Here is a 21,386-nt window from a genome sequence, read left to right as displayed (position 1 = left end):
CCATGCGTTTGCTTGCACGTTCCATCGCCTTTGCCTTGTTGTGTTCCGTCGCCACGGCGCAGGCTGCACCCTGGACCTATCGCGGCACCCTGAATGACGGCGGTGCACCTGCCAATGGTCGCTACGAGTTTCGGCTGAGCCTGTTCGATGCCAGCGGCGCGAAGTCGCTCGCCTATCCGCTCACTGTCAGCGGTGTCGAGGTGAAGAACGGCGCGTTCGCGATCGACGTCGACTTCGGCATGGACCTGACCCGGTTCGGTGCCCTCAAGCTCAAGACCGAAGTCGCGCAAGGCGGCAGCGGCTTCGTCCCGCTCGGTGAACCAAGGGTGTTCGATGCGAAGGCGGCGCTCGGCAGCGTCTGCTGGGATACGCAAGGCAATGCGGGCACCAACGATGCGACGGACTTTCTTGGTACGACCGATGGCGAGGAGCTGATCCTGAAAGTCGGCAATGCCCAAATCATGCGCTTCGATTACCCCGCGAACATCATCGGCGGCTCCAGTGCCAACGGCATGGACACCTTCGGCGGCACCAGCCAGACCATCGCCGGCGGCGGAAGTACGGCAATGAACTGCGGCGACGAGCTCAATCTGTCCTGCGCACAATCCGTCGTTGCCGACTACGGGAGCATCGGAGGCGGTGGCGGCAACTATGTCTCGGGTACGTTCGGGACCATTGGCGGTGGTGATGCCAACGATGTGACGGCCAAGGCGACCACCGTGGCCGGCGGCCAAGTCAATCGTGCAAGTGCGCAGTACGCTTCGGTCGGCGGCGGCCTGGGCAATGTGGCGTCGGGAAGTCATGCCGTCGTCGCGGGCGGCGAGTTCAATCGCGCGAGCGGCGGCTATTCCGGCGTGTTCAGCGGCCAGGCCAATTCTGCGACCGGCATTCACAGCGCAGCGGGGAGTGGTTACAACAACTGCGCGGGTGGTGATCGGTCTCTGGCGCTCGGCACCAGCGCCTCCATTCGCCGGGGCAGCGAACCAGGCGACGGCACCTGCGGGACCAGTTCCGGCGATGCCAATGGCGACGAGGGCAGCTTCGTCTGGTCCGACGCGACCACGCTGAATGAATTCACGACGAGCGGTCCGAATCAATTCCTGATTCGTGCCGGTGGCGGCTTCCATCTCAATGATTCGACGCCGGCCTCCGGCAACGATGACGTGACCCTGGCCACCCGAGTCGGTTCAGGCGATGCCGACTTCGATCTGCGGCTCGTCACGCGCAGCGGCAAGGAGTATCTCGCCTACGTCATCGACAGCAGCGGGACGCTGCTGTTCAATCCGATCAGCCTGACCAGCGGCAGCAGCAGGCTGTCCGTCGGGGGCGGTGCGGGCGGCACCGCGTCGCTCAGCCATGGCGGCATGTGGACCAATGCGTCGTCCCGCACCTACAAGGAAAACATCGCGCCGGTCGATGGCGAATCGGTGCTGCGCAAGCTCGTGGCCTTGCCGATCAGCGAGTGGCAGTACAAGGGGTCGACCGAAGGCACACACCTCGGCCCGATGGCCGAAGACTTCAAGGCCGCGTTTGGTCTGGCCGGCGATGGCAAGTCGATCGGTACCGCTGATGCCGATGGTGTCGCGCTGGTCGCGATCCAGGGATTGAACGCGAAACTCGAGGCCGAATTGCAGCAGTCGCACGCGCAGAATGCGCAATTGCAGACCCGGCTTGAGCTACTGGCGTCACGCCTTGCGGCACTCGAAGCGGCGAAGGAGCACTGACATGCGTGCCATGACGATGGTCATCGCGATGCTCGCCGCGCCGACATCCGTGCTGGCGAGTGAACCGTCGCGTTTCAGCGGCGACGGCGGGTTGGTCGAAGGCGCCGTCGAAAGCAGCGACGGTCGATTCACGCTGAAGGCCGAATTGGAACAGGGCGACGACACGCAGCGCGGCGATCGTTTCAGCCTGGATGCACGACTCGCCGTCAGCGACCTCGCGAAATCGACGACGGCGGTCTGCGCGACCGCGGCCGACATCTTCAAGAACAGCTTCGAATAATCAGGAGCATCCCCGATGAAACGCATTGCCTTCTGCATCCTTCTCGCGCTCGGCGCTTCTGCCCAGGCCGCGCCCTGGACCTATCGTGGCACGCTGAATGATGGCGGCGTGCCTGCGAACGGCCGCTACGACATCCGCTTGAGTCTGCTCGACGCTGGCGGCGCGAAGTCGCTCGCCTATCCGCTCACTTTCAGCGGTGTCGAGGTGAAGAACGGAGCGTTCGCCCTCGACGTCGACTTCGGCCTGGATCTCACGCAATTCGGCACGCTCAAGCTGAAGACCGAAGTCGGTCAAGGCGGCAGCAGTTTCGTTGCACTTGGTGAACCGACATCGTTCGATGCCAAGGCCGTGCTTGCGGGCGTGTGCTGGGACACTACCGGCAACAGCGGCAATGTCTCTGGCACGAACTTCCTCGGAAATACCGATGCCGTCCCGCTTGATCTGCGCTCCTCGAACACACGCGTGGCGCGATTGTGGAAGCCGACCGCCTTCAGCACCAATGTGTTGCTCGGCGGATCGACCAATGCGATCACCGCCGGCGCGATTGGCGCGAGCATTCTGGGCGGTGGCCAGGACGACCCGATGTCTTCCGCGCCGAACACGGTGTCGGAGCACTACGGCACGGTCGCGGGTGGCCTCAACAATCACGTCGGCAATGACGACGGCGATCCGGTGAACGCGCAGTATTCAACTGTGGCCGGCGGCTACGGCAATTACGCGTTCGACTACGGCACCGTGGTCGGCGGCGGTTACGGCAACGTCGCGGGCGGCTCCGATAACGGCTACGGCACCGTGTCGGGCGGTGCCAACAACAGCGCCGCGGGCGACTACGCGACGGTTCCCGGCGGCCGCAGCAATCAGGCCAATGGCGACCACAGTTTCGCTGCGGGGCGAGGCGCACGTGTGCGTGGTCCGATCGACACGGGTGAAGTGGTTGCCACTTGCGGCGGGACCGGCACCTGCGGCGACGAAGGCACCTTTGTGTGGGCGGATTCGCGCATTCAGGGCTTTACGTCGAGCGGCGCCAATCAATTCCTGATCCGCGCCGATGGCGGGTTCCATCTCAATGATTCGACGCCGGCGTCGGCCAACGACGACGTGACCCTGGCGGCGCGTTCGACGTCGGGTGATGCAGATTTCGATCTGAGACTGGTCACGCGCTCGGGCAAGGAGTACCTCGCCTACGTCATCGACGGCAGCGGCACGCTGCTTTTCAATGCCGTCAGTCTGACCACCGGCAGCAACCGCCTGGCGGTGGCCGGCGGCGCGGGCGGAACCGCGTCACTCAGCAATGGCGGGGTCTGGACCAATGCGTCATCGCGCGATTACAAGGAACGGATCGCGCCGATCGATCCGGCGATTGTTCTGGACAAGCTGGTGGCGTTGCCGATCAGCGCGTGGCAATACAAGCACTCGACCGAAGGCAAGCACCTCGGCCCGATGGCGGAAGACTTCAAGGCGGCGTTTGGTCTGGCCGGCGATGGCAAGTCGATCGGCACGGTCGACGCCGACGGCGTGGCGCTGGCCGCGATTCAGGGCTTGAACGCGAAACTCGAGGCCGAAAACGCGACGCTGAAATCGCAGCTGTCGGCGCTGGCCGACCGCCTCGCGCGGCTGGAGGCGGCGCAGGTGCAGTGACGGGTCAGCGGCGGCCTGCGGTCCAGCGCGTCGCCGCCCCTATGCCCAGCACGAGCAGCAGCGTCGCGACCGCGCCGAGCGCCGGCACCGGCACGCGCGGCGGCAGGCGGTAGTCGATGACCAGCAACGGGCGCGTGCTGGCGTTGCCCGCTTCGGCGGATTCGAGTCGCTTGGCGGTGGGCGGCGACTGGGCTTCGTCGCTGACCAGGGCCCAGCCGAAATTGGTGCCGTCGTCGTTGATCCAGAGGCCGAGGTCGTCGAGCATGCCGGCGCTGGCGGGAATGAGGTAGCGACCCTCGGCGTCGAGCGTGAGGGCACCACTGACGGTTGCGGCAAAGTCGCCGCCGAGCGTCGTCCAGGGTGTGGCGGGTGCGGCACTCGAGGACCAGGTCGGGTCGTTCGTGCCGGGTGTCGTGCCTTGGCCGCCCGGCGTGCCGGCGTCCGCACTGCCTTCGGTCCAGGCCGAGGTCATGCGATGCAGATTCACGTTGACGCTGCCGCTGATCGTCCGCGATACCGAGAGTTCGAGCCGCGCGCTGTCGATGATCGCGCCGGCCGGCAATGCGCCGAGATCGAAGCGCAGCAATGCGCGCCGCCGCAGTCCTTGGGCGATACGTCCGACGAACAGATGCGGGCCCTGGCTGTCGGCGGTCTCCGGGTCACCGGCACTGATCTGGAACAGGGTCGCATCCGCAACCGGTTCCAGCATCAACGTGTCCGCGCGGGCCGCGCCGCTGGCGACGATCACGGCGAAGGCGAGCATCAGCGTTTTCATGTCGACAGGCTTCCTTTGCGGGGCAGGTCATCGCCAAGGCGGACCCATGGGACGTGGTGGTCATGAAAGACATGCAGCTGCGGCGCACGATCGAGTTCGTCCTCGACCAAGGCTCGGGCGAGATGAATTTCACCGGGCCAGCGATCGGACCGGAATGCGATCGGTGAACCGCAGCGGCCGCAAAAGCCGCGTTCGGCGCCGGGAGAAGAGGCGTACCACTGCAGCTGCGCCTCGGAGATCCAGCGGAACTGTGTGGCCTCGACGCCGACCCAGGTGACGAAGGCCGCACCATGCGCGCGTCGGCACATCGTGCAATGACAATGCGCGACCCACTTCGTCGGCAGATCGAAGTCGAAGCGCGTGGCACCGCAGAGGCAGCCGCCTTGGGCCGTTGCAGGCGAGGGCATCGAACGACTCCGTTGGCAGTCACGCAGGAAGTCGCTAGCGTGCCGGTTGATCCCGCCTTGCGCAATGGAGTTTCCGATGTCCGGCAGCCAACGTGACGTGACCTTCCGCTTCCTCGCCGAGCCCACCGACGTGAACTTCGGCGGCAAGGTGCATGGGGGCGCGGTAATGAAATGGATCGACCAGGCCGGCTACGCCTGTGCGGCAGGATGGTCGGGACGTTACTGCGTCACCGTCTACGTCGGCGGCATCCAGTTCGAGCGGCCGATCCAGGTCGGCCAGATCGTCGAAGTGAATGCGCAGATCGTGCATACCGGCAGCACCAGCATGCATGTCGCGGTCGATGTCGCGGCGCGCGACGCTACCGCAGAACGCGCGGAGCGCACGACGCATTGCCTGATGGTGTTCGTCGCGATCGACGAATCGCGGCAACCGGTCGCCGTGCCCGCCTATGCCCCGGGTACCGACGAAGAACGCGAGCTTTCGGCTTATGCACTGCGCATGATGGCGATGCGCAAGCAGATCGAAGCCGAACGCCGCAGCTTCCTCGCCCGCTTCCATTCACCCGCCGACTGATCTGCAAGCGGCAACCGCCGCGCTGCATCAAGCGGCAGCCGTCACAACCTGTCGATCCAGCCGGCGATACCCGATCGCTTCCATCAGGTGCGCGGCGACGATGCGTTCGGTGCCTTCGAGATCGGCAATCGTGCGCGCCACGCGCAGGATGCGCTGATGCGCGCGCGCCGACAATCCAAGGCGGTCGACCGCTTTCTCCAGCAGCGCGCGCTCGTGTTCGCCGAGTGCGGCATGCTGCTTCAGTTCATTCGGACCGAGTTGCGCATTGCAGACCTGGGCCCGTGCGAGGGCGCGGCCGCGTGCCTGCACGACCCGCGCGCGCACCGTGTCCGAGGATTCGCGTGGTCCGGCATCACGCCAGTCGCTGATCGGCAGGCGCGGCACTTCCACATGCAGATCGATGCGATCGAGCAGGGGGCCGGAGACACGGCCGCGATAACGCGCGATCTGGTCCGCGGAGCAGCGGCAGCGATCCGATGCATCTCCGGCATAGCCGCACGGGCAGGGGTTCATCGCGGCGACGAGCTGGAAGCGCGCGGGAATTCGGCCTGGCGGGTCGCGCGCGAAATCAGGATTCGCCCGGACTCGATCGGCTCGCGCATCGATTCGAGCACGCGCCGATCAAACTCCGGGAGTTCGTCCAGGAACAAAATGCCGTGGTGAGCCAAGGACGCTTCGCCCGGACGCGGCACCGAGCCGCCCCCGACCAGTGCGACCGCACTGGCCGAATGGTGCGGTGCGCGGAAGGGTCGGCGCGACAACGCGGTGGCGATGTCGAGCCCGCACAGCGACGCAATCGCTGCCGTTTCCATCGCCTCCGCATGCGTGATCGGCGGCAGGATGCCGGGCAGGCGCGATGCGAGCATGGTCTTGCCGGTGCCGGGCGGGCCGATGAAGAGCAGGTTGTGGCCGCCCGTCGCGGCGATTTCGAGCGCACGCCGCGCATGCGCCTGGCCGATCACGTCGGCGAGATCGGGCACGCTGGCCAGGGTCGGCGCGATCGGTGTCGCGACGCAGCGCGACAGTCCCTCGTCGCCGCGCAGATGCGCGCACACCGCGAGCAGGTGGTCGGCCGCAAAGACTCTCGCATCCGGGACTTGCGCCGCCTCGTCGGCCAGGGCCGCGGGCACGATCACCGCCTTGCCGTTGCGCGTCGCCTGGATGACCGCCGGCAACAGGCCGTGGATCGCGCGCAGTTCCCCGGAGAGTGCGAGTTCGCCGTAGAACTCGTAGTCGTCGAGCACGTCGATCGGCACCTGGCCGGAGGCCGCGAGAATGCCGAGCGCGATCGCGAGATCGAAGCGTGCCCCTTCCTTGGGAAGGTCGGCGGGCGCCAGATTGATCGTGATCCGGCGTTGCGGCCAATCGAAATTCGCGTTCAACAGCGCCGAGCGCACGCGGTCACGACTCTCGCGCACTGCCGCTTCCGGCAAGCCCACGATATTCGTACCGGGCAAGCCGCCCGACAGATGCACCTCGATGTTGACGCGCGGCGCTTCGACGCCGAGCGCCGCACGCGCATGCACGATGGCGAGGCTCATGCCGCCCTCCCGCGCCGCGCGACCGGGCAGCGTCCCTGGGTGTTGTGGCGAACGGTCGTGTACGGCATGAGCCTCATCGCTCCGAAAAAAAACGCCGCAGGATGCGGCGTTGAAACAACACGGGCGGCAGAGTCCGTTCCGCCTACGGCCCCGGGGGAGGCCGACGCTGCCCGCTGACGGTCGAGGTCAAGGCGAACGCTGTTCCGCTTCGAACTGGGCAAGGCGCTTCTCCAGTGCCTCCAGTTTTTCGCGGCTGCGCAGCAGGACCAGCCGCTGCACGTCGAATTCCTCACGCGTCACCAGGTTCAGCCGTTCCAGGCCGGATTGCAGGGTGGCGCGGAAGGTCTTCGCCAGATCATCCTTCGCGGCGTCGAATCCCGGCGGAACCAGCGTCGCGAGACGCTGTGCGAGTTCGTCGATGGCCCGGACATTGATCATGGTTTGCCTCCTCGATGGCCGTCAGATTAGGGGGCGCACGATGCGCTCCGCCTCGGGCGGTTTCCGGATTGTGCCTAGGAAATGTCGCAAAGGCATGGAATGGCGCGGGCATCGCCGTCGCGCCCGCGCTGCCGCTAAGCTCGCGCGGTCCAACGGAGTTCCGCGCATGAAGATGATCATGGCCATCATCAAGCCATTCAAGCTAGACGACGTGCGTGAAGCGCTGGCCGAACTCGGCGTGACCGGCATCACCGTCACCGAGGTGAAAGGCTTCGGACGCCAGAAGGGCCATACCGAGCTCTATCGCGGCGCCGAATACGTGGTCGATTTCCTGCCCAAGATCAAGGTCGAGATCGCAGTTCCCGACGACCAGTGCGATCGCGCCGTCGAGGCCATCATGCAGGCGGCGAACACGAACAAGATCGGCGACGGCAAGATCTTCGTCTATCAACTCGATCGCGTCGTGCGCATCCGCACTGGAGAACTGGACGGCGACGCGTTGTGAGCACGGCCGATCCGCAGCAGGACGCTGGCACGCCGGACGCCATCCCGGCCAAGACCACGCCGACCTGGGAAATGGAGCTGCTGCTGTCGGGTGCGACGGTATTCGGGTTGATGCAGGCGCCGGCGTATTTGTATGAGGCCGCCGAGCCCCTGTTTGCGCGCCTTGGCAGCGACTACGCGTTCCTTGCGCGCATGTTGATGATGTACCTCGGCGCCGCGCTGTACGCATTGTTGGCCACCTTCATCCTGCACTTGCTGGTGCGTGCGGCCTGGATCGCCGCAGTCGGTGTGCGTTCGATGTATCCGGACGGTCCAGATGTCAGCAAGCTGCGCGGCGGCCCGATCGGTCGCCGGGTCGCGCTTGAGCTGCCCTCCCTGACCCAAGTGATCGATCGACTCGACAACCTGGCGACCACGATCTTCGCGCTGGGTGCGATCACGGTCATGGGTGCACTGATCACCGCGGCCATCGCCGTCCCGGCCTTTGCGCTCGATTTCATCGCCGAGTCCAGGTTTGGCCAGCACGACTTCAATTGGTCGCTATGGGTCATCGGCTTGATGTTCGGTCCGCTCGTCATCGCGATCGTGATCGACAAGTTGTTCGGTGCGAAGCTGGCCGCAACGAATCGCGTGGCCAGGATCGTCGCCGCGACGTATCGCGTCTATCGGAGCACGGTCTCGCCCTCGGTGACCACCGTGCTGATGAATACGCTGATGACACGGCTCGGCACCGTCCGCGTGCTCGCGATCTATTTGACGGCATTGACCGGACTGATGTTTGTCGTGGTGTTGCAGATGAAGTCCCGCAGCACCGGATCGGCGATCGGCGACTACGCTCAACTGCCCGTTGCAAGATCGGGCCTGGTCGTCCAGCCGTTCCACTACCTCGACCAGCGCAATGCAGGGCAAGCGGCGCGACTGGACCCTTACATCGAATCGCTGCGGCCTCAGGACGCGTGGATGCGCGTCTACCTGCCGTTTGATGCCGGACGCCACGGCAAGGCGATTGACACCGACTGTCCGGCACTCGCGCTGGTGCCACCGGCGACGGCAGCGGACGATACCGAAGATGCGACGTTCATCGATGCCGACCTGTCGGCGCGACTCGAATGCCTCGCACGATTGCATCATCTGCAGATCGACGGCGTGACCCCAAAGCAGGTCGACTACAGTGTCTATATCGATCCGGACACCGGCGTGCGCGGCGTGATGGCGATGGTCGACATCGCCGAACTCGCCCGCGGACGCCATGTCGTCGAACTGCACTGGCAGCCGACGTTGCGCGAAGTCGAATGGAAGCGCATGCGATCCGACTACCGCATCCCGTTCTGGAAGTAGCGTCGACTTGAAGCCGCTTACTCGCCGAGGAACTCGCCGAGGAAGTTCGGCATCGCCAGCGCGCCCTTGTGGGTCTCGGCGTTGTAGTACTTCGTCGGGAATTGCTTGGTCGCGGCGCCGCGTTCGCGGAAGGTGTTCAGGTCGAGGTGCTTGCGCGCCATCGTGCAGCTCCACCAGCCGGTCGGGTAACAGGGCTGCGGGAACGGCAGCGTGCGCAGGTGCGCGAAGCCGGCGTTCTTCATCGCGTTGCGCATGGCCTTGGTCAGGTCGTTGTGGACCAGCGGCGACTCACTCTGCTGCACCAGGATCCCGCCCGGACGCAGCGCGCGCAGGCAGCTCTGGTAGAAGGCCTCGTTGAACAGGCCCTCGGCCGGGCCGATCGGATCGGTCGAGTCGACGATCACGACGTCGATCGATTCGGCGTCGAGGTTCTTCATGTAGGCGATGCCGTCGTCGAACATCAGCTTCGCGCGCGGGTCGGCGTTCGAATCGCAGAGTTCGGGGAAGTACTGCTCGGCGAGACGGGTCACGCGCTCGTCGATGTCGCATTGCACGACTGATTCCACTTCGCGGTGTTTGAGCACTTCGCGCAGCGTGCCGCAGTCGCCGCCACCGATGATGACGACGCGCTTCGGGCTGGTGTGCGTGAACAGCACCGGGTGCGACATCATCTCGTGATAGAGGAAGTTGTCGCGCGTCGTGAGCATCACGCAGCCGTCGATCACCATCAGGTTGCCCCAATCGGTGGTTTCGTAGATCTCGATCTTCTGGAACGGCGTCTGTTCCTCCGCCAGCTTGCGCTTGATGCGGAACGAGATGGCCGAACCCGCAAGCTCGTGCGGCTCCGAGAACCAGTTCGAATCGAGACTCATGGGGCGAACTCCGTGTCCGGCAGGGCGAAGGGGGCGCGCATTGTAGCGACGCGCCCGGTGCTTTGCCGTCGCGACCCTGAATCGGGCGCCCCCCCGTGTTTGCGGGGTGGGTGGAATGGGACTGGCCACCTATCGTGCGCAGCCTGCGGTCCGTCCGCTGCCCATCCCTGTTCCGGAGTCTCCGATGAAATCGCTCAGTCTTGCCTGCGTCACCGTCCTTGCCGTCCTATCCGCCCCGTTGGCGCATGCACAGTTCCAGAACGGCGGCTTCGAGCAGGGTGACTTGTCGGGCTGGACGATCGGCGGCGGCAGCAATCCCGGTTTGACTGGCGCGCCACCGTTCACGGCGGCCAATATCCAGATCAGCGGCAGTTCGCCCGGCCCGGCCTCGGTGGTCGGGGCGATCACCGACGCGAACGCACCGGACATCGTGCTTGCGCGCATCGGTCAGCACACCGCGAAGATCAATGATGAAAACACCGGCGCCTTGATCACCACCCTGAAGCAGACCGTGCAGGTAACCAATGCCGACATCGATCCGGCCGATGGACTGCCGCACATCCGATTTGCCTATGCGCCGGTAATGGACGACCCCGGCCATTCGCCGGAACAGCAGCCGTACTTCTACGTCGCGATCCGGCGCGTCTCCGACAACAGCATCCTGTTCGAGAAGATCGCATATTCGGGCCAGCCGGACGCGAACTTCCTCAATGGCAGCGGCAGCTGGAAGTATCTGCCGTTCCAGGACGTCGACGCAGTGCTGCCGGCGGATGCGGTCGGCGAGAGCATCGAGTTGACGGTGATTGCGGCCGACTGCTCGCTCGGCGGCCATGCCGGTTACGTGTACGTCGACGGTTTCGGATCGGCGGCACTGCCGCCGGCCACCGGCGGCGCCTCGGGACCGAAGGTGCCGGTGCCGATGCTGCCGCGCGAGGGTCTGATCCTGCTTGCGGCGGCCATGCTGGCGCTCGGCCTGATGGCGGCACGTCGCGCATCCTGAACAGTCGTCACGCCTGCGTCGACCGCGGACCCGACGCCGCACGCTGATCGCTACACTACGCGCCCCTCGGGCCGGGGCGGCCGGTTTGCCGCTGCTTGTGGAGTCAGCAATGGGCGACTGGACGATTGAGCGGGCGCGGCATACGTATTCGATCGCGCACTGGAGCGAAGGTTACTTCGATGTCGACGCCCAAGGTCGCATCGAAGTGCAGCCGCAGGGTCCCCAGGGCACAGCGCTGGCGATCCCCGAGGTGGTGGCTGCGGCCGAAGCGCAGGGCCTGAAACTGCCGCTGCTGGTGCGTTTCAACGACATCCTGTCGCACAAGCGGTCGCGCATGCAGGCGGCGTTCGCGAAGGCGATGCGCGACACCGAATTCGATGGCGGCTACACCGCCGTGTTCCCGATCAAGGTCAACCAGAACCACAGCGTCGCCGGCGAACTCGCGGCGAGCGGCGGCGAAGGCTTCGGTCTCGAAGCCGGCTCGAAGCCGGAGCTGATCGCGGTGCTGGCGCTGTCCAAGGGCGGCATCGTCGTCTGCAACGGCTACAAGGACCGCGAATACATCCGCCTCGCACTGATCGGTCGCAAGCTCGGGCTGGACGTGTTCATCGTCATCGAGAAGCCGAGCGAACTGAAGCTCGTGATCGAGGAAGCGCGCGACCTCGGCGTCGATCCGCTGCTCGGCGTGCGCATGCGCCTCGCCACCATCGGCGCCGGCAAGTGGCAGAACACCGGTGGCGCCAAGGCCAAGTTCGGCCTGTCGCCGGGACAACTCACCGAACTGCTCGACGATCTCGATGCGGCCGGCCTGCGGCATGCACTCAAGCTGGTGCATTTCCACATGGGCTCGCAGCTCTCGAACGTGCGCGACATCGCTGGCGGCATGCGCGAGGCGGTGCGCTACTTCGTCGAGTTGCACAAGCTCGGCTTCGACATCCGCTACATGGATGTCGGCGGCGGCCTCGGCGTCGACTACGAAGGCACCCGTTCGCGCAGCTTCTGCTCGATCAACTACGGCCTCGAACAATATGCCGCGACGATCGTCGAGCCGGTCGCCCTCGCCTGTCGCGAACACGGCATCCGCGCACCGCATCTGATCACCGAGGCCGGTCGCGCGATGACCGCGCATCATGCGGTGCTGGTCGCCAACGTCAGCGAAGTCGAGACCGCACCGGAAGGCCGCGTGCCGGCGCTGGCGGCGAAGGAGCCCTTGCCGATGCGTCACCTGCGCGAGATCCATGCCGCGCTCGACGCGCGCCCGGCGCTGGAGCTGTACCAGGAAGCGCAGCATTACCTCGCCGAGGGTCAGGCCATGTATGCACATGGCGAGATCGCGCTGGCCGAGCGCGCTGCGCTGGACGCGCTCTACTACGCCATCGCGCACCGCGTGCGCGGCCTGCTCAAGGCGGACGAACGTTCGCACCGGGAAACGCTGGACGAGTTGAACGAGAAGCTGGTCGACAAGTATTTCGTCAACTTCTCGGTGTTCCAGTCGATGCCGGACATCTGGGCGATCGACCAGGTGTTCCCGATCGTGCCGATCGAGCGCCTCGACGAGCAGCCGACGCGCCACGGCGTGATCGCCGACCTGACCTGCGACTCCGACGGCCGCATCGACCAGTACGTCGATTCCGAAGGTGTCGATGCCAGCCTGCCGCTGCATCCGCTGCGCGCGGGAGAGAGCTATCGCCTCGGCTTCTTTCTGGTCGGCGCGTATCAGGAGACGCTCGGCGACATCCACAACCTGTTCGGCGACACCGACACCGTCGATGTGCGCGTCGATGGCGCCGGCTTCACGCTGTCGAATGCACGTCGCGGCGACAGTTGCGACCGCGTGCTCGGCTATGTCGGTTTCGACGCCGACGACCTGCGTGCGGCGTTCGCGGCCAAGGTCGCGCAGGCGAACATCGACAGTGAATTCGCGCGCCGCATCGCGGCCGATCTCGAAGCCGGGCTCACCGCCTACACTTATCTGGAAGAGACGCCGCACGCATGAGCACGCTTCGGATTGGATTCGTCGGTCTGGGTGCGATGGGTGGATCCATGGCCGGGCATCTGCATCGGCTCGGCCTGCTCGTTGCCGTGTCGAACCGTACCCACGAGAAAGCGGCGCGCTTCGCCGCCGAGCATGCGGGCGTACGCGCGTTCGCTGATGCCGGCGAGCTTGCTGCGCACTGCGATGTCGTCGTCAGCTGCGTCACCGCGGACAGCGATGTGCTTGCACTCGCCGAAGCGTTGGCGATGCGTGCGAAGCCGGGCTTCGTGCTGGTCGACACGTCGACGATTGCGTCCACCAGCGCCCGCCAGGTGGCCGGAATCCTGCGTGCAGTCGGCGCCGACTTCATCGATGCGCCGGTGTCGGGTGGTGTCGAAGGCGCGAAGAACGGCAAGCTCAGCGTGATGGCGGGCGGCGATGCGGCGACGCTGGAGCGCGTGCGGCCGGCAATCGACGCGTTCGCGGTGAAGATCACCTTGATGGGTGAAGTCGGCCAAGGACAGAACACCAAGGCCGTGAACCAGGTGCTGGTCGCCGGCATCGCGCAAGCCGTCTGCGAAGGCCTGGCACTCGGCGAAGCGCTCGGCCTCGATGCCGACAAGCTGTTGCCGACGCTCGGCGCTGGTGCGGCCGCGAACTGGTTCATGGACAAGCGCGGCGCGACCATGTTGCGCGACGAATTTGCGGTCGGCTTCAAGCTGCAGTTGCTGCACAAGGACCTGAAGATCGTGCGCGAACTCGCCATCGCCGCCGGCGTGAACCACGACATCGTCGACCTGTCGCTGGCGAACTACGCCAGCTTGATGAGCGAAGGCCGCGGCGACGACGACACCTCGGGCCTGATCCGCCTGAAACGGCGCGGCTGACGCGGCAGTCCAGGGACGTGATGCGACTCGGCGCACGTTGCAATTTGTGAGATTCGTTAGACTTGCGTCATTACTGCGGCAGATCGCTGCGGTTCGGAGTTGGAGCAACACCATGTCGTCGTGTGCACGCATCGTCCTGATTCTTGCTGCACTGACCGGATCGTTTGTCGCGAATGCGCAGACGGTGCCGGCCGATCTCGCCTTGACGCAACTCAACCTGCCGGGCGTCGCGCAACCCATCGCATTCGCCCAACCGAACGACGGCACCGGACGACTGTTCGTGGTCTCGCGCACGGGCAACATCTACATCTACCGCAGCGGTACCGACACCGTGGACGCGACGCCGCTGCTCTCGGTCCCGGTAAGCACGGCCAGCGAACAGGGGCTTCTGGGCATCGCGCTGCATCCGGACTTTGCCAGCAATGGCCGCTTCTACGTGCAGCACACGCGCGCCGCGGGCGGCAGCAACATCGGCAGTTCGGCCGATCAACTCACCGTGGAATACACCGCGTCGCCGCCGACGACCAACGTCGTCGATCCACTGACGCGCCGCGTGCTGGTCACGATCGGGGACATGGCCGCGAATCACAACGGCGGCGCATTGCAGTTCGGCCCGGACGGATATCTCTACATTTCCATGGGAGATGGCGGGCCCCAGAACAATCCGCACGGTTTCGCGCAATGCCTGTGGCGCAAGCCTGCGGACTTCACCCCGGCGAACTGTGCACCGGGTACGCCGCCGAACTACGCCTTGCTTGGAAAGATCCTGCGCATCGATGTCGACGGCACCACAGCGAATGCCAGTGCCGAAATGTGCGGCACGACGACCGGACAGACTGCCCAGTACCGGATTCCCGCCGACAATCCGCACGTTGGCACATCCAGCACCTGCGACGAGATCTATCACACCGGGATGCGCAATCCGTTCCGTTTCAGTTTCGATCGTCAGACTGGCGACATGCTCGTCGGTGACGTCGGCCAGAACAGCTGGGAAGAGGTCGATCTGATTGCAGCCGGAGCGGGTCCGCAGAATCTGGGCTGGAGCAGTTGTGAGGGACGCCAGAGTTTTCCCGGCGGCAGCGTGGGATCGTGCGCCTTCGGTGTGCTGCCGATTCTCGACTACAGCCATGGTTCGGTCGCGCCCGCGTCCGGCAAGTGCTCGATTACCGGCGGATACCGTTATCGCGGCCCGATCATCGAGTTTCGCGGCATGATCGTCTACGCCGACTATTGCTCCAGGGAAATCTTTTTCGGCAAGCCCGATGGAGCCGCACCATCCGGCTTCAGTGCCGTACGCTGGGCGACGGGACCGACGGCGCCGGTGCTCGCGGCGGGCAACCCGATCAGCTTCGGTGAAGATCTCGCGGGCAATCTCTATCTCGCGACGCAGTCCAGCGGCACGTTTCGCTTCAGCAGCGCAGCCGGGGCCGACACGGTCTTCCAAGACAGCTTCGAATAGTCCGGCCCACAGTTCTGTGACACCCGTATGACAGTGGTCTTGCCGCTGTGGGAGAACGCGCTTAGTTTCGATCCCGCAGGCCGCAGTCCGGCCCGGGAGATCGAAGATGAAGCATGTCGTCGCGGGCCTGACCGCACTGTTGCTGGTCGGCGCAGCCAGCGCTGAAACCCTGACCACCGTGGTGCCTTGCCCGGACTCGCCGCAGCCCGGCATCACGCTCGCGACCAAGTCGCGGGTCGATCCGCAGCACCCTTGGCGCTATCCGGCGCAGGCGCGGCGCAATCGCGAACACGGCACGGTGACCCTGAAGCTGGTGCTGGATGATCAGGGCTCGGCGCAACGCGTCGCGCTGGTCAAAGGCAGCGGCTCCAGCGTGCTGGACCGCGCCGCGACCGCCGGTGCCAAATCGAAGTCGGTGCGCTTCTGTCCGATGCACGGCGACACGCCCGTTTCCGCCGGCGTCGCCGTGGTCAGCGTCACCTACTCGTTGACCGAAACCATCGCCCAACTGTAGGAGCGAGCCCCGGCTCGCGACTCTCGCGACCAGCTCCCACATCAAATCAAGGCGCGTTCTCGCGCAACGCGATCGCGCTGATGCCGTTCGATTCCAGCGTGCGCTTGGCGCCATCGACGCCGCGCAGGTCCGCGAACGGACCGAGGCGGACGCGGAAGTATTCGGTGCCATTGACATTCACGGCTTGCACCGAGACCGTGGCGCCGACGCCCATCAGGGTCAGCTTGGCCTTGAGCGCATCGGCATCGGTGCTGGTCCGGAACGAGCCCGCCTGCAGCATGTAGCGTTGCGCACCGCCGGCATTCGGCGTCGCGGGCGTCGCGGCCGGGGCATTCGCGGCCGACTTCACTTCGGCATCCGGCACCACCACTTCCATCTCCGGCAGCACGCTGTAGAAGTCGTACTTCGGCTTGTCCTCTGCCGGCGCGGGTGCGTCGGTCGGGGCGGCCGGTGCCGGGGCTGCTGCGACACCATCGCGCAACTGCGGCGCCCATTGCTTCATCAGCACCAGCGCCGACAGTCCGAGACCGCAAAACAGGCCGCCAAGGAACCAGATCCACCACGGGATCTGCTTGCTGCCACCACCGCCCGAACGCATCGTCGCTTGCGAACCGCGCTTCGCCATCACATCGTCTCCGGTGCGGACACGCCGAGGATGCCGAGCCCGTTCGCGAGCACGCGGCGCACGCATGCGGCCAGCGCGAGACGGGCGCAGCGCTGCGCGGCGTCATCGACCAGGAAGTGATGGCCGTTGTAGAAGGCGTTGTAACGCGCCGCGAGTTCACGCAGTGCCGCGACCACGAGATGCGGCGAGCGGATCTCGACCGCGCCGCGCAGGTCCTCCGGGAAGCGGTCGAGCTGTTCGAGCAGGGCCTGGGCTTGCGGCTCGCTCAGCAGTTCCAGCGAGGCTCGCGCCGTGGCTTCGTCGTAAGGCAACGATTTCTCTACGGCCTGGCGGAACAGGCCGCAGAGGCGCGCATGCGTGTACTGCAGGTAATAGACCGGATTGTCGACCGACTGCGAGCGCGCCAGATCGAGGTCGAAGTCGAGGTGCTGGTCGTGGCTGCGCATCACGTAGAAGAAACGCGCGGCATCGACGCCGACTTCACGACGCAGGTCGCGCAGCGTGACGAACTGGCCGGCACGCGTCGACATCTGCACCTTTTCGCCACCCTCGAACAGGATCGCGAACTGGACCAGCTTGATCTCCAGACGATCCGGGTCCACGCCGAGCCCCTGCGCCGCCGCCTTCAAGCGCGCGACGTAGCCATGGTGGTCGGCGCCGAACACGTAGATCGCGCGGTCGTAGCCGCGATCGAACTTGTTCAGCAGGTAGGCGATGTCGGAAGCGAAATACGTGGTCGCGCCGTTGTCGCGGCGCACGACACGATCCTTCTCGTCACCGAAGGTGGTGGCGCGGAACCACAGCGCGCCGTCCTTCTCGTACATGTGGCCTTTCTCGGTGAGCACGTCGATGGCGCGCTGCACGGCGCCGCTCGTCGTGAGCGAACGCTCCGAGAACCACTGGTCGTAGACGACGCGGAACTCGCCGAGGTCCTGCTTGATGTCGTCGAGGCAGGCCTTCAGGCCCGCTTCGAACAGGCGGCGATAGTTCGCGTCGCCGAGCAGTTGCCGCGCACGCACGATCAGCGCATCGACGTGCTGCTCCTTGTCGCCGCCCTGGCCTTCGTCGGCCGGGATGTCGGCGAACACGGTCGCGATCGGGTGGTGCAGTTCGCTGCCCGCGGCCAGGCGCAGGTCGCGGGCGATGCCGCGCACGTAGTCGCCCTTGTAGCCGTTGTCCGGGAAGCGGATGGTCTCGCCGCCGAGTTCGAGATAACGCAGCCAGACCGAGATGGCGAGGATGTCCATCTGCCGCCCGGCATCGTTGACGTAGTACTCGCGGCTGACCTGGTAACCGCCAGCTTCCAGCAAGTTCGCGAGCGTCGAGCCGTAGGCCGCGCCGCGGCCGTGGCCGACATGCAGCGGACCGTTCGGATTCGCCGAGACGAACTCGACCTGCACCGATTCGCGCGAGTGCTTCGGCGCGAAACCGTAGCGCTCGTCGTCGAGCACGCGCGCGACCACCTGCTGCAGCGTGGCGCTGGTCACGAAGAAATTCAGGAACCCCGGACCGGCGATGTCGACTTTCGCCAGCGAAGGATGCGCGGGCAGGGTGGCGACGATCCATTCGGCGATCTCGCGCGGCTTGCGGCCCAGCGGCTTGGCCAGCTGCATCGCGATGTTGCAGGCGAAATCGCCGAATTCCTTGGCGCGGGTGCGCTCGAAGGTGATCTCGGGCAGGGCGTCGAGCACGATGCGGCCATCGGCGCGCAATTGGTCCAGTGCGCCATGCACGAGGCCGGTCAGGATGTGTTTCACGGAAGAGCCCGGGATCAGTGAAAAAGGCCGCGTAGTGTAGTCGCCACGCCAGATTGCAGACAGGCGTGATCCCGGGCGGCGCGCGGGCACGGTTCAGGCGTCCTTCGGCCCTGTGGATAACTCTGTGGGTCAAACCCGGCGGCCATCGCTGCGCGGGCGGGAGCAGCTCCGCAGCCGCGGCGCAAGCGGATCCGTGAATTCATACAAATATGTTTACAAAACAACAATATGCAACATTGTTATCAATCCGTCATGAACTTCGTCCGGTAAACCCGCCGCGGCCGGGCGATCTGTGGGTAAGTGGCGCTGCAACATCGCTGCAGCTTTTGCGTCACGGGGTGGTCACCGCGCTGACCTAGTTTGCGCCGCCATGCGCAACGGACCCGCGCGCCCCTCCCTGTTTGCGGAAGCTCCCCGATGAAATCCGAACCGATGCTGCGACCCCGGGTCGCCTTGTTGCCGCTGTTGATCGCCACTGCACTGGCATCACCCCTGCAAGCCCAGGACACCCCGACCGAGCCGGTGCCCGACGGCGACGAAACCACCGAATTGTCCGGGGTCGAAGTCGAAGGCAGCTACACCGAGGGCGGTCAGGAGCTTTACACCGACGAACGTCGCGCCACGGCCGCCGTCACCGAAGCAGTAAGCGCCGAGCAGATCGCGCGCACCGGTGATGCCGATGCGGCAAGCACCCTGAAGCGCGTCACCGGCCTGTCGGTGGTCGACGGCAAGTACGTGTTCGTACGCGGGCTGGGCGACCGCTACTCGAGCGTGCTGTTGAACGGCGCGCAGATTCCGAGCCCGGACCCGACGCGCCGTGTCGTGCCGCTCGACCTTTTTCCGACCGAGTTGCTGGAAGGCGTGGTCATCCAGAAGTCCTACAGCGCCGACATGCCCGGCGAATTCGGTGGCGGCAGCGTGCAACTGCGCACGCGCGGCGTGCCGACCGGCTTTGTCGCCAAGCTGGGCCTGGGTCTGGGTTATGACAGCGGCGCGAGCTTCGCGGACGGGTTGGGCTACGACGGCGGTGCCGGCGACTGGACCGGCTTCGACGATGGCGCACGCGCGATGCCGGATGCATTGGCCACGGCGATCGCGGACGGCACGATCCTGCGTCCGGCCTCGCCGACGAATCCGAACGGCTTCACCGCGACCCAACTCGAAGGATTCGGCGAAGCGCTGGCCGGTCAAGGCTACGCCGTTGGCACGCGCGACCTGAAGCCGAACAGCGGCTTCAGCGGCGCAATCGGCAACAGTTTCAAATTCGGCGACATCCCGGTCGGCGTGCTCGGCGCCGTGCGCTACGCGAACACGCTCGACCATGTCGATGAGGCTCGCAACAGTTTCGCCGTGCTCGGCGATGGCGCGCTGGTGCAGTCGAGCGGTCTCGATGTCGCGCGCTCCAGCGAAAACACCGAGTTGTCGAGCTTCCTGTCCCTGGGCGCCGACGTCAGCGAGAACCATCGCCTGAAGAACACCACGATGCTGCTGCGCTCGAGCGAGGACGAGGCGAAGATCTCGGAGGGTTACAGCGAAGACCCGGAAGACGTGTCGCGCTTCTACAACCTGGAATGGATCGAGAACGAATTGCTGGCGACGCAGTTCGCGGGCGAGCACCGCTTCCCCGGCGCGCGCGATCTGAGCCTCAACTGGCAGTCCACGCTGGCCCGGGCCTCGCGCGAATCGCCGAACACGCGCAGCTATCGCTATGACCGCAACAACAGCAGCCAGCAATTCCAGTTCTCGCGGCGCTCGGACAGCAATTCGACCGTGTTCTCGGACCTGACCGACGACAGCCGGGACTTCAGCTTCGCGTTCAAGCTGCCGCTGATGTTGACCGACGAGACCTATCTCGACCTCAGCGCCGGTGGCGCGCTGTTGCGCCGCGAACGCGATTCGGAGATCCGCCGGTTCGAGTTCGGCGGCGTCGGCGCGCTCGCGAACGATCCGGTCGTGATCTCGGGCGCCACGCCGGACCAGGTGTTCACGCCGGGCACGATCGGTGCCGATGGCTTCCAGCTGCGCGAGATCACCCGCGGCACCGACAATTACGATGCCGAGCAGGATCTCGACGCGCTGTTTGTCGCCGCCGACCTGAACTGGAAGAGCGCCTACCGATTCACGCTCGGCCTGCGCCACGAGGCCAACGACCAGTCGGTCAGCACGTATGCGCTGGGCAACCTGTCGGCCACACCGATCGTGTCCAGCATCTCGACCCGCGACTTGCTGCCGAGCGCGGCCTTCACCTGGCTGTATTCCGATGCCGCGCAATGGCGACTCGGCTACAGCGAGACGCTGTCGCGCCCGGATTTTCGCGAACTGTCGCCAGCGCCCTACACCGACCCGCTGCTGGATCTGGAAACGATCGGCAACCCGGACCTCAAGCCGACGTCGATCCGCAACCTCGACCTGCGCTGGGAGTATTACTTCTCCTACAGCGAATCGTTCTCGGCGGCGCTGTTCCTCAAGGATTTCAGCGACCCGATCGAGAAGATCCAGGTGCCCGGCACCGGCAACCTGCTGTCGCTGGCCAATGCCGATTCGGCGAGCAATCGCGGCATCGAGCTCGACTATTTCCGCGGCCTCGAATTCGTCGGCGAGCGTTGGACGAACTTCTACACGGCGGCCAATTACGCCTGGATCGATTCCGAGATCGACCTCGGTGGCATCAACGATATCCAGACCAATGACCAGCGCCCGATGCAGGGTCAGTCGCCCTTCGTCGCGAACCTGCAGCTCGGCTACCGCAAGCCCGACAACAGTCTCGAAGCGACCCTGCTGTACAACGTGTTCGGCCGACGCATCTCGCAGGTCGGCGTGTTCGGCGCGCCGGACATCTACGAGCAGGACTTCCATTCCCTCGACCTGAACCTGCGCAAGCAGTTCGACCCGGAATGGACGCTCAAGCTGCGACTGCGCAACCTGCTCGATCCGAAGGTCGAATTCACCCAGGGCGACGAGATCACCCGCGAATTCCGGCGCGGGCGCGAGCTCGGCCTGACGCTGGAATGGCGTCCACAGTCATAAGTCTGCAGCCTGAGTGCAACAGCGCCGCCATCGCGGCTGCCTAAGGTGCGC

General features: G+C 65.6%; 17 protein-coding genes and 2 pseudogenes. 12 read left to right on the top strand and 7 right to left on the bottom strand.

Features of this window, described 5'->3' with window-relative positions:
* The first annotated feature begins 2 nt into the window (after positions 1-2).
* From IPP28_01310 to IPP28_01300, 3 genes are read left to right on the top strand one after another with little or no spacing between them, the layout of a single operon-like run.
* Complete coding sequence (locus IPP28_01310) at positions 3-1,724, top strand: tail fiber domain-containing protein (protein ID MBL0039691.1); 1,722 nt, start codon at positions 3-5, stop codon at positions 1,722-1,724.
* A 1-nt stretch (position 1,725) separates the two neighbouring features.
* Positions 1,726-2,004 (top strand): hypothetical protein, encoded by a 279-nt coding sequence (locus IPP28_01305; protein ID MBL0039690.1) that lies wholly within the window; start codon positions 1,726-1,728, stop codon positions 2,002-2,004.
* Between the two features lie 15 nt (positions 2,005-2,019).
* Entirely contained in the window at positions 2,020-3,642 is a 1,623-nt protein-coding gene (locus IPP28_01300) for a hypothetical protein (GenBank protein MBL0039689.1), read from the top strand.
* Between the two features lie 4 nt (positions 3,643-3,646).
* Here IPP28_01300 and IPP28_01295 read toward each other — a convergent pair whose 3' ends face one another.
* Complete coding sequence (locus tag IPP28_01295; protein ID MBL0039688.1) at positions 3,647-4,417, bottom strand: DNRLRE domain-containing protein; 771 nt, start codon at positions 4,415-4,417, stop codon at positions 3,647-3,649.
* Positions 4,414-4,824, bottom strand: coding sequence for a GFA family protein (locus IPP28_01290; GenBank protein MBL0039687.1), 411 nt, complete (start codon positions 4,822-4,824; stop codon positions 4,414-4,416). Before IPP28_01290 ends, IPP28_01295 begins: the two co-directional genes overlap by 4 nt.
* Before the next feature lie 76 nt (positions 4,825-4,900).
* On the opposite strand from IPP28_01290, the gene IPP28_01285 reads away from it, so the two are divergent.
* Positions 4,901-5,398 carry an acyl-CoA thioesterase gene (locus IPP28_01285; protein ID MBL0039686.1) on the top strand — a complete coding sequence of 166 codons (498 nt, stop codon included), beginning with the start codon at positions 4,901-4,903 and terminating at the stop codon, positions 5,396-5,398.
* A gap of 27 nt (positions 5,399-5,425) precedes the next feature.
* On the opposite strand, the pseudogene IPP28_01280 reads toward IPP28_01285, so the two are convergent.
* Positions 5,426-6,939: pseudogene (locus IPP28_01280) on the bottom strand (YifB family Mg chelatase-like AAA ATPase).
* Positions 6,940-7,125: 186 nt separating this feature from the next.
* On the bottom strand, positions 7,126-7,377 hold the full coding sequence (locus tag IPP28_01275) for an accessory factor UbiK family protein (protein MBL0039685.1): 252 nt from the start codon (positions 7,375-7,377) through the stop codon (positions 7,126-7,128).
* A 166-nt stretch (positions 7,378-7,543) separates the two neighbouring features.
* Here IPP28_01275 and IPP28_01270 point away from each other — a divergent pair, with 166 nt between their 5' ends.
* Together IPP28_01270 and IPP28_01265 are read left to right on the top strand one after the other, a co-directional pair.
* Positions 7,544-7,882 carry a P-II family nitrogen regulator gene (locus tag IPP28_01270; protein ID MBL0039684.1) on the top strand — a complete coding sequence of 113 codons (339 nt, stop codon included), beginning with the start codon at positions 7,544-7,546 and terminating at the stop codon, positions 7,880-7,882.
* A complete protein-coding gene (locus IPP28_01265; GenBank protein ID MBL0039683.1) occupies positions 7,879-9,219 on the top strand; it encodes a hypothetical protein in 1,341 nt (446 codons plus the stop codon). The genes IPP28_01270 and IPP28_01265 overlap by 4 nt, the downstream gene beginning before the upstream one ends.
* A gap of 17 nt (positions 9,220-9,236) precedes the next feature.
* Here IPP28_01265 and speE read toward each other — a convergent pair whose 3' ends face one another.
* Entirely contained in the window at positions 9,237-10,091 is an 855-nt protein-coding gene (gene speE / locus IPP28_01260) for a polyamine aminopropyltransferase (GenBank protein MBL0039682.1), read from the bottom strand.
* 184 nt (positions 10,092-10,275) lie between these two features.
* Between speE and IPP28_01255 the strand changes: the two genes are divergently transcribed.
* From IPP28_01255 to IPP28_01235, 5 genes and pseudogenes are all read left to right on the top strand, one after another.
* The gene (locus IPP28_01255; protein ID MBL0039681.1) at positions 10,276-11,091 is read left to right on the top strand and encodes a hypothetical protein; all 816 of its coding nucleotides are present in this window, start codon (positions 10,276-10,278) and stop codon (positions 11,089-11,091) included.
* Between the two features lie 109 nt (positions 11,092-11,200).
* Positions 11,201-13,087, top strand: coding sequence for a biosynthetic arginine decarboxylase (speA, locus tag IPP28_01250; GenBank protein ID MBL0039680.1), 1,887 nt, complete (start codon positions 11,201-11,203; stop codon positions 13,085-13,087).
* Between the two features lie 2 nt (positions 13,088-13,089).
* Positions 13,090-13,953 (top strand): annotated as a pseudogene (locus IPP28_01245) (NAD(P)-dependent oxidoreductase).
* A 112-nt stretch (positions 13,954-14,065) separates the two neighbouring features.
* The gene (locus tag IPP28_01240) at positions 14,066-15,412 is read left to right on the top strand and encodes a PQQ-dependent sugar dehydrogenase (protein ID MBL0039679.1); all 1,347 of its coding nucleotides are present in this window, start codon (positions 14,066-14,068) and stop codon (positions 15,410-15,412) included.
* A gap of 106 nt (positions 15,413-15,518) precedes the next feature.
* Entirely contained in the window at positions 15,519-15,926 is a 408-nt protein-coding gene (locus tag IPP28_01235; protein MBL0039678.1) for an energy transducer TonB, read from the top strand.
* A 46-nt stretch (positions 15,927-15,972) separates the two neighbouring features.
* On the opposite strand, the gene IPP28_01230 is transcribed toward IPP28_01235, so the two are convergent.
* Together IPP28_01230 and IPP28_01225 are read right to left on the bottom strand one after the other, a co-directional pair.
* Complete coding sequence (locus tag IPP28_01230; GenBank protein ID MBL0039677.1) at positions 15,973-16,551, bottom strand: SPOR domain-containing protein; 579 nt, start codon at positions 16,549-16,551, stop codon at positions 15,973-15,975.
* Complete coding sequence (locus tag IPP28_01225) at positions 16,551-18,308, bottom strand: arginine--tRNA ligase (GenBank protein ID MBL0039676.1); 1,758 nt, start codon at positions 18,306-18,308, stop codon at positions 16,551-16,553. The genes IPP28_01230 and IPP28_01225 overlap by 1 nt, the downstream gene beginning before the upstream one ends.
* Before the next feature lie 417 nt (positions 18,309-18,725).
* On the opposite strand from IPP28_01225, the gene IPP28_01220 reads away from it, so the two are divergent.
* On the top strand, positions 18,726-21,335 hold the full coding sequence (locus IPP28_01220) for a TonB-dependent receptor (protein ID MBL0039675.1): 2,610 nt from the start codon (positions 18,726-18,728) through the stop codon (positions 21,333-21,335).
* The last annotated feature ends 51 nt before the right edge of the window (positions 21,336-21,386 follow it).

The sequence above is a fragment of the Lysobacterales bacterium genome (assembly GCA_016721845.1).
In the GTDB taxonomy this organism is placed as follows: Bacteria; Pseudomonadota; Gammaproteobacteria; order Xanthomonadales; family Ahniellaceae; genus JADKHK01.
This window is presented reverse-complemented; position numbering and strand designations above follow the sequence as displayed.

Excerpts from the sequence above, each read along its gene's own strand:
- IPP28_01305 (MBL0039690.1), top strand. The coding sequence starts at position 1,726 with ATGCGTGCCATGACGATGGTCATCGCGATGCTCGCCGCGCCGACATCC.
- IPP28_01270 (MBL0039684.1), top strand. The coding sequence starts at position 7,544 with ATGAAGATGATCATGGCCATCATCAAGCCATTCAAGCTAGACGACGTG.
- IPP28_01240 (MBL0039679.1), top strand. The coding sequence starts at position 14,066 with ATGTCGTCGTGTGCACGCATCGTCCTGATTCTTGCTGCACTGACCGGA.
- IPP28_01255 (MBL0039681.1), top strand. The coding sequence starts at position 10,276 with ATGAAATCGCTCAGTCTTGCCTGCGTCACCGTCCTTGCCGTCCTATCC.
- speE (MBL0039682.1), bottom strand. The coding sequence starts at position 10,091 with ATGAGTCTCGATTCGAACTGGTTCTCGGAGCCGCACGAGCTTGCGGGT.
- IPP28_01220 (MBL0039675.1), top strand. The coding sequence starts at position 18,726 with ATGAAATCCGAACCGATGCTGCGACCCCGGGTCGCCTTGTTGCCGCTG.
- IPP28_01290 (MBL0039687.1), bottom strand. The coding sequence starts at position 4,824 with ATGCCCTCGCCTGCAACGGCCCAAGGCGGCTGCCTCTGCGGTGCCACG.
- IPP28_01275 (MBL0039685.1), bottom strand. The coding sequence starts at position 7,377 with ATGATCAATGTCCGGGCCATCGACGAACTCGCACAGCGTCTCGCGACG.
- IPP28_01300 (MBL0039689.1), top strand. The coding sequence starts at position 2,020 with ATGAAACGCATTGCCTTCTGCATCCTTCTCGCGCTCGGCGCTTCTGCC.
- IPP28_01295 (MBL0039688.1), bottom strand. The coding sequence starts at position 4,417 with ATGAAAACGCTGATGCTCGCCTTCGCCGTGATCGTCGCCAGCGGCGCG.
- IPP28_01235 (MBL0039678.1), top strand. The coding sequence starts at position 15,519 with ATGAAGCATGTCGTCGCGGGCCTGACCGCACTGTTGCTGGTCGGCGCA.
- IPP28_01310 (MBL0039691.1), top strand. The coding sequence starts at position 3 with ATGCGTTTGCTTGCACGTTCCATCGCCTTTGCCTTGTTGTGTTCCGTC.
- speA (MBL0039680.1), top strand. The coding sequence starts at position 11,201 with ATGGGCGACTGGACGATTGAGCGGGCGCGGCATACGTATTCGATCGCG.
- IPP28_01285 (MBL0039686.1), top strand. The coding sequence starts at position 4,901 with ATGTCCGGCAGCCAACGTGACGTGACCTTCCGCTTCCTCGCCGAGCCC.
- IPP28_01230 (MBL0039677.1), bottom strand. The coding sequence starts at position 16,551 with ATGGCGAAGCGCGGTTCGCAAGCGACGATGCGTTCGGGCGGTGGTGGC.